This is a genomic window from Collimonas antrihumi, assembly GCF_018304965.1.
Classification (GTDB): Bacteria; Pseudomonadota; Gammaproteobacteria; order Burkholderiales; family Burkholderiaceae_D; genus Collimonas; species Collimonas antrihumi.
In genome coordinates, this window is sequence record NZ_JAGQED010000029.1 from 22297 (window position 1) to 36959 (window position 14663).

At 56.2% G+C, this 14663-nt stretch carries 9 protein-coding genes; all 9 read left to right on the forward strand.

Annotated features, from left to right (window positions below):
• Positions 1-82: 82 nt before the first annotated feature.
• The 9 genes from trmD (at position 83) to KHU29_RS18875 (ending at position 14650) form a co-directional block, all read left to right on the forward strand.
• A complete protein-coding gene (gene trmD, locus KHU29_RS18835) occupies positions 83-832 on the forward strand; it encodes a tRNA (guanosine(37)-N1)-methyltransferase TrmD (RefSeq protein WP_211454671.1) in 750 nt (249 codons plus the stop codon).
• A 168-nt stretch (positions 833-1000) separates the two neighbouring features.
• Positions 1001-1393: a 50S ribosomal protein L19 gene (gene rplS / locus KHU29_RS18840; RefSeq protein ID WP_211454673.1), complete on the forward strand. Its 393-nt coding sequence runs from the start codon at positions 1001-1003 to the stop codon at positions 1391-1393.
• Between the two features lie 248 nt (positions 1394-1641).
• The gene (locus tag KHU29_RS18845) at positions 1642-2322 is read left to right on the forward strand and encodes a CoA pyrophosphatase (protein WP_246542259.1); all 681 of its coding nucleotides are present in this window, start codon (positions 1642-1644) and stop codon (positions 2320-2322) included.
• A 283-nt stretch (positions 2323-2605) separates the two neighbouring features.
• Positions 2606-3562: a CobD/CbiB family protein gene (locus tag KHU29_RS18850; RefSeq protein WP_211454675.1), complete on the forward strand. Its 957-nt coding sequence runs from the start codon at positions 2606-2608 to the stop codon at positions 3560-3562.
• 184 nt (positions 3563-3746) lie between these two features.
• A complete protein-coding gene (locus KHU29_RS18855) occupies positions 3747-4094 on the forward strand; it encodes a DUF3579 domain-containing protein (RefSeq protein WP_211454677.1) in 348 nt (115 codons plus the stop codon).
• Positions 4095-4230: 136 nt separating this feature from the next.
• Positions 4231-7068, forward strand: coding sequence for a bifunctional diguanylate cyclase/phosphodiesterase (locus KHU29_RS18860; protein ID WP_211454679.1), 2838 nt, complete (start codon positions 4231-4233; stop codon positions 7066-7068).
• Positions 7069-7130: 62 nt separating this feature from the next.
• The gene (fumC, locus tag KHU29_RS18865; RefSeq protein ID WP_211454681.1) at positions 7131-8522 is read left to right on the forward strand and encodes a class II fumarate hydratase; all 1392 of its coding nucleotides are present in this window, start codon (positions 7131-7133) and stop codon (positions 8520-8522) included.
• Between the two features lie 279 nt (positions 8523-8801).
• A complete protein-coding gene (locus KHU29_RS18870) occupies positions 8802-10592 on the forward strand; it encodes an autotransporter assembly complex protein TamA (protein WP_425514491.1) in 1791 nt (596 codons plus the stop codon).
• A 41-nt stretch (positions 10593-10633) separates the two neighbouring features.
• The gene (locus KHU29_RS18875; RefSeq protein ID WP_246542262.1) at positions 10634-14650 is read left to right on the forward strand and encodes a translocation/assembly module TamB domain-containing protein; all 4017 of its coding nucleotides are present in this window, start codon (positions 10634-10636) and stop codon (positions 14648-14650) included.
• Positions 14651-14663: the final 13 nt, after the last annotated feature.

Here is a 14663-nt window from a genome sequence, read left to right on the forward strand (position 1 = left end):
ATCCAGGCTTGAAAATTGAGCATAAGCTCCAGGCAGCTAAAGCAGCAAACAAGATCGCAAGCGAAACAAAAAGGTGCGCGGTATGCAATTTGATGTCGTCACACTGTTTCCCGAAATGTTTGCTGCATTGACGCAATCGGGTGTTACCCGGCGCGCGTTTGAACAAAAAAGATGTGAGCTGGCTTTGTGGAATCCGCGTGATTTCACGACCGACAATCATCGTACCGTGGATGACCGGCCTTATGGCGGCGGCCCTGGCATGGTGATGATGGCGAAGCCGCTGGAAGCTGCGATTGAAGCGGCCAAGGCGCGTCAGCTGCAACAAAGCCTGCCTGCACCGAGAGTAGTCTATCTGTCGCCGCAAGGCCGGCCGCTGACCCATCAGCGCGTCATGGAATTGTGTACCGAACCCGGTTTGGTATTGCTCTGTGGCCGTTATGAAGCGGTTGACCAGCGTTTGCTGGATCGTTGCGTGGATGAAGAAATCAGCCTTGGCGATTTCGTTTTGTCCGGCGGCGAATTGCCGGCGATGGCTCTGATGGATGCGGTGATCCGGCAGTTGCCTGGTGTGTTGAATGATGGTGCATCGGCGGTCGAAGACAGTTTTGTCAATGGCTTGCTGGATTGTCCGCATTACACCCGGCCGGAACAGTATGAAGGCGTTGCGGTGCCGCCGGTCCTGATGGGCGGGCATCACGCTGAAATCGAAAAATGGCGGCGTCAGCAAATGCTGTCAGCCACAGCAAAGAAGCGGCCGGATCTGATTCAGAAGATACGCGCTGCCGGTTTGCTGAGTGCGGCCGATGAAAAATTTTTACGGAATTCAGGTTAAGTACGAAAGTGCTTGATCGCCAGGCTGCAGTTGGTTTTGCAGTTAGTAGTAAATAGTAGTATCGCAGTACCAAGGGGAGGCCAGCCGGCCACCTGTGTATTAACCCCATCCTCTACTGAGCAGTGCTTTGCACATTTGGCGTCAGCAAGATGGTATATGGAGCTAAAAATGGACTTGATCCAACAACTTGAGCAAGAAGAAATTGCTCGCCTTGCCAAAAATATCCCTGAATTCGCACCAGGCGATACAGTAGTCGTCAGCGTTAACGTAGTTGAAGGTACGCGCAAGCGTGCTCAGGCTTACGAAGGCGTTGTGATTTCGCGTCGTAACCGTGGTCTGAACTCCAACTTCATCGTCCGTAAGATTTCTTCCGGCGAAGGCGTTGAGCGTACATTCCAACTGTACTCGCCGCTGATCGCTTCGATCGAAGTCAAGCGTCGCGGCGATGTCCGTCGCGCCAAGCTGTACTACCTGCGTGAGCGTTCCGGTAAATCGGCACGTATCAAGGAAAAACTGCCACAACGTCGCAACGCTGCAAAGGCTGCACCAGCAGCTGAGTAAGTCGCGAAGTAAGTTGTGTAGCAAGTTGTCGTTATGCAGGCATAGGTATTGCATAAAAAAGGGGCACCGTCAGGTGCCCCTTTTTGCATTTGCGATTTATGTTTGCTGCAGGCTATCGCATGATCACCACTATATAGTTGCCGTAAAGTAAAATGGCGTTAATTGTTATTATCTGTGACTGCGATAGCTCCTTAGCCGTCATCGCGGTAAAGTGTTGAAGTGTTGAAAAGATTGCTAGAGGAATTTTCTTGGTTAAATTGACTTTCGATCCCCTGATGTTGCCGGTTGATGCGGTTGCCGGCGAATCTGCGTTGGCGCCCGAAAGGATGAATGCGGCATGGCTGCGCCAGCGTTTTGCGCAGCGGCCGGAATGGCATCCGGAGCACCTGGATAGCCATACCGTGCAACGCATGGCGCAGTTGCAGGGTAAGCCGGTAACGCCGGCATCGGTGTTGATTCCCATCGTCATGCACGAGCAGCAGCCGACCCTGTTGTTTACCCAGCGCGCCGCCCATCTGACCGATCATGCGGGGCAAGTGAGTTTTCCGGGTGGCCGCATGGAGCAGAGCGATGCCTCGCCAATCGAAACCGCCTTGCGTGAAGCGGAAGAAGAGATTGGCCTTGCGCGCAGCCAGGTTGAGGTGATCGGCAGCTTGCCGGAGTATTTTACCGGTACCGGCTATCGTGTAACGCCGGTGGTGTGCCTGCTCAATCCACCGGTCAGCTTGCGTGCCGATCCGGACGAGGTAGCTGAAATATTTGAAGTCCCGCTGGCATTTCTGATGGACGGCCTGAACCATCAATTGCGCAGTATCGATCTGCCGGACGGCTATCGCCGCACCTTTTATGCGATGCCTTATGAGCGCTTCTTCATTTGGGGAGCGACTGCCGCCATGTTAAGAAATCTGTTTCATTTTCTGCGGGCTTAGGTTCAAGCTTAAATTCGGGGTTTAGATTATTTATTGTGCGCCCCCGAAAAAGGGAAGCACCGAAAACAAGTTCAGTACAAGTTTGATTCTGTGCGTGTGCTGCGTTATCGTATGGGATATTGCAATTTAGATGTTATGGCAACACCAACGCGCCGCGATTTAGCGGGTATGGACGCCGATTGCTGCACTGCTGCATGCGCGGTATTTGATGCGGTTATTTGACGTTTGACGTGGTTACTTGATGCAGTTACTTGACGCAGTTACTTGATTCAAAGGGTTGTTAATGACATTTCTCTCTATTCTGTTTGCATTGCTGATCGAGCAGCTGAAACCGCTCCGTGCGGACAATCCCGTCTATGCATGGGTCAAGCATTTTGCGAGCAAGATAGAGGCTTCGTTTAATGCAGGCCAGGCGCGCCAGGGCCGGCTGGGCTGGTTTTGCGTGATACTGGCGCTCACCGTGCCGACTGCGTTGATCTATTGGTTATGCGTGCATATCGGCGCCTGGGCGGCACTGCTCTGGAATGTCTTGATCGTGTATCTGACCCTCGGCTTCCGCCACTACAGCCATTATTTCACCTCGATTCAACTGGCCCTCAATACCGGCGACGACGCCACAGCGCGCACCTTGCTGGCCGAATGGACCAAGCTCGATACCACCGACATGGATGTCAGTGAAATCTCCCGCATTGCCGTGGAAAAGGCGCTGATCACTACACATCGCCATGTGTTTGGCGTGTTCTTCTGGTTCCTCATGCCGGTCGGCCCGGCTTGCGCCGTGATGTACCGCATTGCCGAGTATCTGGCGCGCGGCTGGAATGAACCGGATCACATGCACAATGAAGCTTTCGGACGTTTTGCGGCCAAGGCGTTTTATTGGATAGACTGGATTCCGGCGCGCATGACGGCGGCGGCCTTTGCGGTAGTCGGTAATTTTGAAGATGCGATCTATGCTTGGCGTAATTTTGCCGATCGCTGGAAAAATGAGACGGACGGTATCATTTTGTCTACCGGCGGCGGCGCCATGGGCGTGTTGCTGGGCGCGCCACCTGAAACCGCGATTTCCATCCTGCCGGCCGATGCGTCGACGGTTGATTCGACCGCCATGGAAAGCGAAAGCCCGCCGGGCGATGTTCCCACCCCGCGCGCCTTGCAAAGTACGGTCGGCCTGGTTTGGCGTGCCTTGTTGCTGTGGATGTTCTTGTTGTTGCTCTTGTCAGCAGCAGTCTGGCTCGGATAAATCAACGATGCAGGGTGGGCACGCTTTTGTGCCCACGCGTGACGGCGATATCACGCACGATGGTGTGTAAGTCTTCTATAAGATATAATACGTAAGAATCACTTACGCAAAACTAGTAGCTTGCTTCTACCCGAGGCTAAGCAATGTCTGTAGCAAGCGTTATAGAAGAAAACGAGCTGTACGCATGGCAGAACCTATCAAATCCCCTGACGCTCCCGCCCGCGAATTTTTTATTCAAGGTATCACCAGCGATGGCAGGCAGTTTCGTCCCAGCGACTGGGCCGAGCGCTTGTGCGGCGTCATGGCCTGTTTTCGCCCTGAAGGATCGGGCGGCCGCAACGCGCATCTGCAATATTCACCGTACGTCCGGCCGGTATTGCTGAATGGCGTGCGGTCGGTAGTCGTCAATGAAGATTTGCGCCAGATCGAACCTTTGGCCTATCATTTTGTAGTCAATTTCGCGAAAGACAACGATCTGCAAATCTTGCAGGGTTGCTTGTTACCAGACGCCGAAACACCGAAATCGCCTTGATTTCTCATCTGCCGCCGCAAGGTTTCTTTCCTTGCGGCTTTTAGTTGTCCTGCGGCACTAAAAAGAAATCAAAGTGTGACGTTATCGGGCAATAAGACCGTGTAATATTTCGCCTATTGTGCGCAATGGAGTAGAAATGTTTCGTCGTGGTTCGTCAATCTTCATACCCATTGCCTCTTTATCCAGTTTGATATTGGGTCTGGCGATCACGCTCGGCTTGTTTGTCTCGGTCCGTCACCTCGAATACGAAAAAATGGATGCCGAATTCCGGCGCCTGGCCAGTGGCCATCTTAAAGCGGTGGTGGATGGCCTGGATGGCCTGGTGCATGAAGTGGAAACCGTCAATCGCCTGTTCGTCACCGTCGACGGCGTCAGTCGCGAACAATTCCGCACCTTTACAGAACCCATGCTGCGCCGTGCCCCCTATATCAAGTCGCTGGGCTTTCAGCGCCTGGTGACGGCAGCCCAGCGACCTGCCTATGAAGCCGAGATACGCAAGCATTATCCTGATTTTTCGATTCGCCAGCTAAGCGACGGCAAGCCGGAACCGGCGGCTGGACATGATCAATATCGGGTGGTCGAATTCCTCGAGCCGATGGCGGGCAACGAGGGTGCGTTTGCCATGGATGTGGCGACCAGTAAAGTTCAGAGCGAAGCGGCGAAACGCGCACGCGACACCGGTTTGCCGGCTTCTACCGATCTGTTCGAGCAAAAGCCTAAGAACGGTAGCAAGTTGATCATGATGGTCCTGATGCCGGTTTATCAGCATGGTGCAGTGTTGGACAGCGTCGACGATCGCCGTCGTGCGTTGATCGGCTATACCAGCGCGGCATTGCGCGCGGATGCTTTCGTCAACAATATCCTGGCCCGCGACGGCGTCCAGGCGCGTGAAGATTTTTATCTTCGGGTATATGCCAGCGCCAAGCCGGAACAAGATACCTTGGTCTATCGCCAGGGCAACCAGGTTACGCCGTCGAGTGCCGATGATTGGCTGCCGGCCTGGTTGCTGTATGACGCTCCGCAAGACATGTCGCAAACTTTCGAACTTGCCGGTAAATCCTGGTTCATCGAGGCATCGGCGCCGGCACGCGTATTCACCAAGAATAATGCCGGATCGATCCTGGTATTGATACTGGGTAGTTTGCTGAGCTGGATGGGGGCCATCTATCTGTATTTTCTATCGACGCGCTCCAAGCGGATTGAGTGGCTGGTAGATGCCCGTACCCAGCAGGTCAAACTGGCGACGCAAATGATGAAAGAGGACATCGTCGCTCGCAAGCGTGCCGAAGATGCCTTGCAGCTGCGCGAACGCGCCATCGAATCGAGTGCGAACGCCATCATCATCTCCAGCGCCAAATTGCCGGAATACCAGGTGGAGTATGTCAATCCGGCATTCGAGCGGATTACCGGTTATTCCGCCAAGGATATGATCGGCCGCAACCTGGAAATGCTGCATGGCGACGATCATGACCAGATCGGCCTGGAGGAAATTCGTGCTGCCTTGCGCGAAAAACGCACCGCGAATGCGGTGTTCCGCAGTTATCGCAAGGACGGCACCTTGTTCTGGAACGAGCTGTACGTGGCGCCCGTGAAGGATAGTTCCGGCCGCGTCAGCCACTTCGTCACGTCTTTGTACGACATCACGGAAATGAAGAGTTACGAGGCAGAGCTGGAGCATCAGGCCCGGCACGACACCTTGACCGGCCTCGCCAATCGCAATGTGCTGAGCGATCGCCTGAGCCAGTCGATTGTCTATGGCGAGTTATACGGCCACCGGGTGTGGGTAGTGTTCGTCGACCTGGACCGCTTTAAATTCGTCAACGATACGCTCGGGCACAATGCCGGCGATCAATTGCTGAAGGAAGTCGCCAGCCGCCTGAAAACGTTCACCCGTGAAGCTGACACCATAGCGCGGCTGGGCAGCGATGAATTTGTCCTGATCTTGCCGGAGCGTATTGATGAAGAGCTAAGCGTAGGACTGATTCAACGGATGATGGATGCGATTGCGCGCCCCTTGCAAATCGAAGGCTATGACTTTTTCCTGAGCTGCAGCATCGGCGTCGCAGTCTACCCGAACGACGGCGCAGATCCTGACAGCTTGCTCAAGCATGCCGATATCGCCATGTATCGCGCCAAGGAAATGGGGAATAACAATTACCAGTTCTACACTGCGGCAATGAATGAACGAGCGCTTGAACGCCTGCAGATCGAGGGCGATTTGCGCAACGCGCTGGAACGCAAGGAACTGCTGCTCTACTATCAACCGCAAGTGGATTTGCGTACCGGCCGCATGGTCGGCATGGAGGCCTTGATTCGTTGGAAGCATCCGCAACTAGGCATGATCTCGCCCACGCGCTTCATCGACCTGGCTGAAGAAACCGGCCTGATCGTGCAGATGGGCGCCTGGGTGATGCACACCGCTTGCGAGCAGAACAAGACGTGGCAGCGCATGGGCCTGGGGTATCTGCGGATGTCGGTTAACCTGTCGACGCGCCAGTTTTTCCAGCAGAATCTGGTACAGCAGGTAGCGGAGATGCTGGAAAGTACCGGACTGGCGCCGCACTACCTCGAAATCGAATTGACCGAAAGCCTGGTGATGACGGATGTCGACCTGGCCGTGGGTATTCTGAACGACCTGAAATCGATAGGGGTGCAATTGTCGATAGATGATTTTGGCACCGGCTATTCGAGCCTGGCCTATCTGAAGAGCTTCCCGATCGACGCATTGAAGATCGACCAGTCTTTTGTGCGCGACATCACGGTCGACCAGGATGACGCCGCCATCGTCGCCTCGATCATCTCTCTGGCCCACAACCTGCGTTTGCAAGTGATTGCCGAGGGGGTTGAAACGCAAGAACAGCTGTCTTACCTGCAACGTCATCGCTGTGACGAAATGCAAGGTTTTTATTTCAGCGAGCCGGTATCGGCGGCTGACATCGAAATCATCCTGCGCGAAGGAAAAGTATTACCATAAGACTTTGCTGACGGCCTGATTGCAGCTACGGTGCAGGGCGTCGCCACTTTTATGGAGCTGAAATGACTACCAGCAGAATTGAACGCGATACTTTTGGCAAGATTGAAGTCCCGGATGAGCGGCTGTGGGGCGCCCAGACCCAGCGTAGCCTGCATCATTTCCATATATCCAGCGAGCGCATGCCGCCCGAACTGATCGTAGCGCTGGCTGCCGTCAAGCAAGCCTGCGCGCAAGTCAACCAGGATCTGGGCAAGCTGCCGAAAACCCAGGCCGCCGCCATCATCCAGGCGGCGCAGGAGGTCGTGGCGGGGCAGCATCCGGATGAGTTTCCGTTATCTGTCTGGCAGACCGGTTCCGGCACCCAGAGCAACATGAACATGAACGAGGTGCTGGCTAATCGCGCCTCGGAAATCCTTGGCGGCGTGCGTGGCGAGGCGCGTCTGGTGCATCCCAACGACGCGGTCAATCTTAGCCAGTCATCGAACGATATCTTTCCGACTGCGATGCATGTCGCCGCTGCGCTCGCTATCGCCAATACATTGTTGCCGGCGCTGCAAAAACTGCGTGCGACCTTGCACAAGAAATCGGTGGATTTTGACGATATCGTGAAGATCGGCCGCACCCATCTGCAAGATGCGACCCCGCTGACACTGGGCCAGGAATTCTCTGGTTACGTTGCGCAACTCGATCACGCTGAAAAAATCATCAAGGCCGCATTGGAGCCTTTGTGCGATCTGGCAGCTGGCGGCACGGCGGTAGGCACCGGGCTCAATGCGCCTAAGGATTTCGGTAGCCGGGTTGCCGCGCAATTAGCCAAGACGGAAGGCTTGCCGTTCCGCACTGCCGACAATAAATTTGCCGCACTGGCAGCGCACGATGCCTTGGTTGCCGCCCACGGTACGTTGAAAACACTGGCCGCAGCGCTGATGAAATTTGCCAACGATGTGCGCTGGCTGGCATCCGGCCCGCGCTCGGGCCTGGGCGAAATCAGCATCCCGGAGAACGAGCCGGGCAGCTCCATCATGCCAGGCAAGGTCAACCCGACCCAGTGCGAAGCGTTGACCATGTTGTGTTGCCAGGTGTTCGGCAACGATGTGGCGATCAATTTCGGCGGCGCTTCCGGTAATTTCGAATTGAATGTATTCAAGCCTCTGATTGCACATAATTTCCTGCAAAGCGTGCGCCTGCTAGCTGATGGCATGGCCAGTTTCGAGCAGCATTGCGTCGACGGCATCGGCGCCAACCGCGACCGGATTGCCGAACTGATGGAGCGGTCGCTAATGCTGGTGACCGCGCTGGCGCCGCATATCGGTTACGACCGTGCGGCACAAATCGCCAAGCATGCACACCATGACGGCAGCACGCTGAAGCAGGCGGCTTTGGCGCTCGGCTATGTGACGGAACAAGAATTCGTCGAATGGGTGCAGCCGGCAAAAATGACTTATCCGGAATAACTGTTTTGGCAGGGCAGCTTATGGCCGACGCATTCAGCGATGTACGCAGCGATGTACTCAGGTTCGTGAGGTTAAATCATGTTACATCGCGCCATAGCTACAGAGCATCCAATACAATGACGTTAAAGAGACAATGTCGTTTTTGCAATGCAAAAGCAATGTTTGTTAAAATGACCCTCCGCTACCGTTGCTTCTGCCACTGCTTCTGTCTCTGCCTATGCTCTTACTGGTTTTCCTGATAAAAACTGACATGCGGTGTTCGGCCGCAGGCTGTCGCGCATGCTGAAAGGTTTTCGCATGTCCTCTGGCTGGTTGAAACCATCTGCCTATGGCGTGGTTTTCGGCTTGCTTTGCCTGAGTGCGATTAATGCCAACGCCACCTATCGGGTCGCGATTGAAGCGCCGGCTGAATTAAAGGCCCTGCTTGAGCAGCATCTGGATCTGTCACGTTACAAGGATCGCCAAGATTTGAGCGAAGATCAATTGAAATTTCTGATCGATACTGTGGACGAACAAGTCACGCAACTGACTTCGACCGAAGGTTATTTCTCTCCTAAAACAACCGTTACCGTGGAGCCTGGCGAGATCAAGACGATCCACCTGAAAATCGATTCGCAACAGCGCACCATCGTATCCGCCGCCACCATCAACGTGATCGGCAGCGCCGCTACCGAGGTGCCCGAGCGTGTGCGCCAGATTCAGCAGAACTGGAGTTTGCCGGCCGGCCAGCCGTTTCGCCAGGCTGACTGGGCGACGGCCAAGGAGAATGGCTTGCAGGTGCTGCTCAAGAAGCGCTTTCCGGCAGCCAGGATCGCCCATTCGGAAGCGCGGGTCACCCCTGAAGATAACGATGCCGAACTCTCGGTGCAATATGACAGCGGCCCCGGCTTCACCTTGGGAGCGTTGCATATCACCGGCACCAACCGTTATCCGGCCAGCATCATCGAGAACGTCAATCCCTTGCAGGTGGGGGAGGAATACAGCGTCAACCGTTTGCTGCTGCTGCAGCGGCAGATCCAGAACACGCCATACTTCGGCAATGTGATCGTCAGCATCGACGATGATCCGGCGCATGCGCAAGAGACGCCGGTCAATGTCCAGGTAACCGAGTTCCGGACGCAGAGGCTGCGCGCCGGGCTTGGTTATGCCTCCGATACCGGGGCGCAGGTGCAGGGCCGGTACACCAATTACAATGTTTTCGGCAAAGCCTGGGTGTTCGATGCCCAGACCAAGATTGAACAGCGCCGGCAATACGGCTCGCTGGATTTGTCGATGCCGCCGGATACGCGCAGTTTCGTCAATGGCGTCAACGGTTCGTATGACCGGACTACCTTGCAAGGCGTCGATTTGCGCAGCATGAAAATCGGACTCAAGCGTGCGCGCTCACTGGAGAATTACGACACCGCCTTGACACTGGATTATTATCGCGACCGCCTGCAGCAAATTGATGGCGCAACCCTGCCGCCGAACACCGTGGTCCGGCCGGGAGAGCATCAGGCCCTGGTTCCCGGTTTTGCCTGGGTCCGGCGGGCGGTCGACGATCCCATTTTCCCGCGTAGCGGCCATATCTTTTCGATACAAACCGGCTTCGCCTTAAAGGGCTTGCTGACCGATCAGACTTTTTTCCGGGCCGACGGGCGTTATAAACATTATTTTCCTGTCGCAAAGCGCGACGTGGTGATTTTGCGCACAGAACTAGGTGGCGTATTTACTGCCGGTTCCAGCGCCTCGGTGCCGGCTTCCTTGCTGTTCCGCGCCGGCGGTAATGAATCGGTGCGCGGCTATAGCTATGACAGCATCGGCAATTCGCAAAACGGCACCGTCTATCCGACCAAGTACGTGGTGACTGGCAGTGCTGAATATCAGCACTGGCTCACCCAGCAATGGGGAGGCGCCGTGTTTTACGATGTGGGCAGCGCCACCGATAGCTGGGCAAGCAGGTCTACCAAAGTCGGCACCGGCGTCGGCGTGCGCTACCGGAGCCCGGTCGGCACCGTGAATCTCGATCTTGCCTATGGCGTCCAGGCCAAACAATTCCGACCTCATATTTCGCTCGGCATCGCCTTCTGATTTTTTCATTTTTTTAAGACCAAACGCATAAGATTGAACGCATGACTCAGGCAGCAACCACATCTCCGGAATCAGCAAGCCCGCCGCCAGGCACCGATGGCGGCGGCAGCCGCTTGCGCGGGTTGTTGCGTTGGCTGTGGCGCTCGATCGCAGCATGCCTGATGCTGCTGGTTTTGCTCGTTGCTGCGATAATTTTCGGGGTCCGTTCTGAATCCGGTACACGGACCTTGTGGCAGTTAAGCACCTGGGTAATGCACGGCAATTTATCCGGCCAGCTGGTCGGTGGCACTGTGGCAGACGGCTTGCAGTTGCGCAATCTGGTGTACCGTGATGCTACCCAGCGGTACAAGATCGATCGCATCGACGCCAAGTGGCATCTCAGCATGTCGCCGCTCAAGTTGACGGTCGCTTATCTGCATGTCGGCGATGTCGATGCCCGGCTAGAGCCGACACCACCGCAACCGACCGTCATGCCGACCAGCCTGGAACTGCCGCTACAACTGATTCTCAACGATATTTCGTTGAATAAGCTGTCCCTGCACCAAGGGCTGAGCACGACCGAATTGAGCCATCTGCAGTTGCATGGCGAATCGGATCGGATACAGCACAATCTGTTCCTGGAACGGCTCGACACGCCGTATGGCAAGGCCAGCGCGAAACTCAGTTTGAGTGGTATCCAGCCATTTGCGCTGAGCGGCGGAGCAGAGTTGAGCGGTGAATACGAAAAAGAAAAATATCAACTGGATGCGGTATTGTCCGGCAACCTGGCGGCGCTGAATATAGATCTGAACGCGCGCGGCGACAAGTTAAGCGGCACCGCCAAGATTGCTGCAACGCCGTTTGCACCCATTCCGTTTCAGCAGCTTGAATTGAACGCTGCGCACATCAATCCGAAACTGTTCAGCAACGGCGCGCCGCAGGCAGACTTAAGCTTGCAGGTGGCGCTCAAGCCACTCTTGCCACCGGCTGCAGCCATCGCTGGCAGCGCACCAGCCATCGTAGATCTGGCGGCGCTGACGGTGGGCGGCCCGATCACGATTACCAACGCGATGGCAGGCGCTCTGGATCAAGATCGCCTGCCGCTGGTAAGCGCCAGCGCCGAGTTGAGGCTGGATACCCAGACCCAGCAGTTATCCCGGCTGCAGATAAAATTATTGAAGAACGCCAGCATCAGCGGCCAGGGTGAATATCACAGTGATGGCAAAAACAAGCGCAACGGTGAATTCAACTTCGACATCGCCGGCCTGGATCTGCAAGCCTTGCATGGCAAATTGAAGCCGTCGCAACTGCGCGGGCCAGTCAGTGTCAGGTTGCTGCCGGACAGTCAGCAAATCAGCGTGAACCTGGCCGACGCCACCTACAAGGCGAAACTGGAAACGCTGATCGACGCCAGACAGATTGTCGTGCAAACTGCGCAACTGGCGGCCGGGCCGGCACGTCTGGATATCAGCGGCAATCTGGGCCGCGATGCGGAGATGGCTTACGCTGTGAAAGGCAATTTGCGCGATTTCAATCCTTTCCTCTGGATCAACAGCAATAACGCTACGCAGCCCAAAGGCGCTAAATCCCGTCCGCAGGCGACGACGGCAAATATCAATATGGATATCGATGCCAGCGGCAACCTGGCGCCTGAACTGAAATTGAAGCTCAAGTTCATCATCAAGGATAGCCGCTACGATCAATTGCCCATGACTGGTAACGGCGTGCTCAATCTGGCCGGTGCACGCTTGCTGCCCAGCGACGTCGCATTGTCGGTGGCTGGTAACGAGGTGCTGGCCAAGGGCAGTTTTGGCGCCGCCGGCGATCGTCTCGACCTGAAGATCGATGCGCCGCAGTTGCAGGGCCTGGGTATCGGTCTCTCCGGCGCGGTGCATCTTGACAGCCAGGTCAGCGGCACCATGCAAAAGCCGAATATACAAGCCTCGTACCACGCCGAAAAATTAGCCTACGGCGAGCATCGGATAGACAGCCTCTCAGGGCAGGCCGATGTGCAGGCAGATTTGAACGCCAGGCTGAATTCAGCCAGTAACCGGCTGGCTGTCAGCGTCGAGGGGCGTGGCTTGCACAGCACCGACATGGCGCTGGATAAATTGAACCTGAATCTGGCCGGCACCTATGGCGCGCATACCTTGAAGCTGGACAGCAGCGGCACTCTGCATGGCAAGCCTTTGCATCTGACCATGGCCGCGCAGGGTCAACTCAGCGAGAGCAAATCCGGGTACGGCTGGCAGGGCCAGATCAGCGAATTGCAAAACCAGGGAACGCCGCGCATCAGCCTCGGAGCGCCGCTGACGATTAACGCCGAGGCCGGCCATCTGCTGCTGGGGGCAACGCGCCTGCATGTGGCAGATGCGCAGATCGATTTGAAGAATTTTAGTTACGACAACGGGAAAATTCGTTCAGCCGGCGCCATCGATGCACTTAATGTGGCAACCATATTTGGCTTGGTGCATGAATTCGGCGGCCCGGAATTACCCTTGAAGACCGATCTGGTGCTGGATAGCAGCTGGGATTTTTCACTGGCGGAGAATCTGGCAGGCTATCTGCAGATAGCCCGTCGCAGCGGCGATTTGCGTGTCAACCCGGGACGTGGCGATGTCAGCCTGGGTTTGTCTGAGTTGAAACTGCGCGCAGATCTGCAGTCCGGCCGGGTCAAGCTGGATAGTCAGCTGGCGGCATCCAGGATTGGTACTTTGAACGCGCAATTGCAGCTGGCTTTGCAGCGTATCGGCAACAGCTGGACTGTCAGCGACAGCTCGGCCCTGTCCGGCCACGCCAAATTGCAGGTGCCGCAGTTGAAGCCCATCGGCGCGCTGATCGGGCCGCAGGTGGCGCTGGATGGCAGCCTCGCGATGGATCTGAATCTGGCTGGCCAGCTCGGTAAACCGATGTTGTCAGGAAAAGTGACAGGCGACAAACTTGCCGTCACCTTGTTCGACCAGGGAATCAAACTGAAAGACGGCACGGCGCGCCTCAACCTGGCGAACAACGTGGTCGATTTGCAGCAACTCGAATTCCACGGTGGCGACGGCACCATACGCGCCACCGGCAGGCTGCAGCTGGGCCACGACAATCCCGATCTGAGCGCCAGCGTGATTGCTGAACGCCTGCAATTGTTTGCCAGCCCGGATCGCCAGCTGATGTTGTCCGGCCAGGCCAAGATTGCCAACGTCAAGGAACAGTTGCACGTGGACGGCAAATTCACCGTTGACAGCGCCTTGTTCGATCTGCCGAAGAGTAGTGCGCCGGTGCTGGGGAATGATGTGGTCATCGTACGCAAGGATGTCAAAGCGCGGGCGACGCCGTTGACGGAACAGGAGAGCATAGCCAAAGCCGCGCAGAAACCGGCTGGCGGCGCAACGCCGGTGATGAATGTGGAGGTCGATTTCGGCAACGATTTCCGCTTCCGCGGCAGCGGCGCCGATATCCTGCTGCGCGGCGCGATGCAAGTCCGTAGCGAGCCCTACCAGCCTTTGCGCGCTACCGGCACGATTCGGGTGGCAAGCGGCAGCTACGAGGTATTTGGCCGCAAACTGGCGATAGAGCGCGGATTGATCAACTTCCGGGGACCGATCGATAATCCGAATATCAATATCCTTGCCATGAAACGCAACCAGGAAGTCGAGGCGGGGGCGGAGATTACCGGCAATCCATCCAATCTGCGGGTCAAGCTGGTGTCGGAGCCGAATGTATCGGATGAGGAAAAACTGTCCTGGCTGATGTTCGGCCATGGCAGCGACAGTTCCGCGCTGGGACAGCGCCAGGCCGCCGGGCAGGCGCTGGCGCTGCTGGGGAATTACGGCGGCAAGAAGATTGCCCAAGGTATCGGCTTTGACGAATTCTCGATCGGTTCCAGCGACTCCGGCATCGAGAACGAGCAGGTGGTGAGCCTGGGCAAGGCCATCACCGAGAAAATCAACCTGGGTTACGAGCAGAGCCTGACCAGCGCCGCCAGCATCTTGAAAGTGACCTGGCAATTTTCGCGGCGCTGGTCGATGGTGATGCGCGGCGGCACCATCAACGGCCTGGAAGTCTTGTACAACCTGCGTTTCGATTAGGTTCTGGCGCGGG

Excerpts from the sequence above, each read along its gene's own strand:
- trmD (WP_211454671.1), top strand. The coding sequence starts at position 83 with ATGCAATTTGATGTCGTCACACTGTTTCCCGAAATGTTTGCTGCATTG.
- rplS (WP_211454673.1), top strand. The coding sequence starts at position 1,001 with ATGGACTTGATCCAACAACTTGAGCAAGAAGAAATTGCTCGCCTTGCC.
- KHU29_RS18850 (WP_211454675.1), top strand. The coding sequence starts at position 2,606 with ATGACATTTCTCTCTATTCTGTTTGCATTGCTGATCGAGCAGCTGAAA.
- KHU29_RS18855 (WP_211454677.1), top strand. The coding sequence starts at position 3,747 with ATGGCAGAACCTATCAAATCCCCTGACGCTCCCGCCCGCGAATTTTTT.
- KHU29_RS18860 (WP_211454679.1), top strand. The coding sequence starts at position 4,231 with ATGTTTCGTCGTGGTTCGTCAATCTTCATACCCATTGCCTCTTTATCC.
- fumC (WP_211454681.1), top strand. The coding sequence starts at position 7,131 with ATGACTACCAGCAGAATTGAACGCGATACTTTTGGCAAGATTGAAGTC.
- KHU29_RS18870 (WP_425514491.1), top strand. The coding sequence starts at position 8,802 with ATGCTGAAAGGTTTTCGCATGTCCTCTGGCTGGTTGAAACCATCTGCC.
- KHU29_RS18875 (WP_246542262.1), top strand. The coding sequence starts at position 10,634 with ATGACTCAGGCAGCAACCACATCTCCGGAATCAGCAAGCCCGCCGCCA.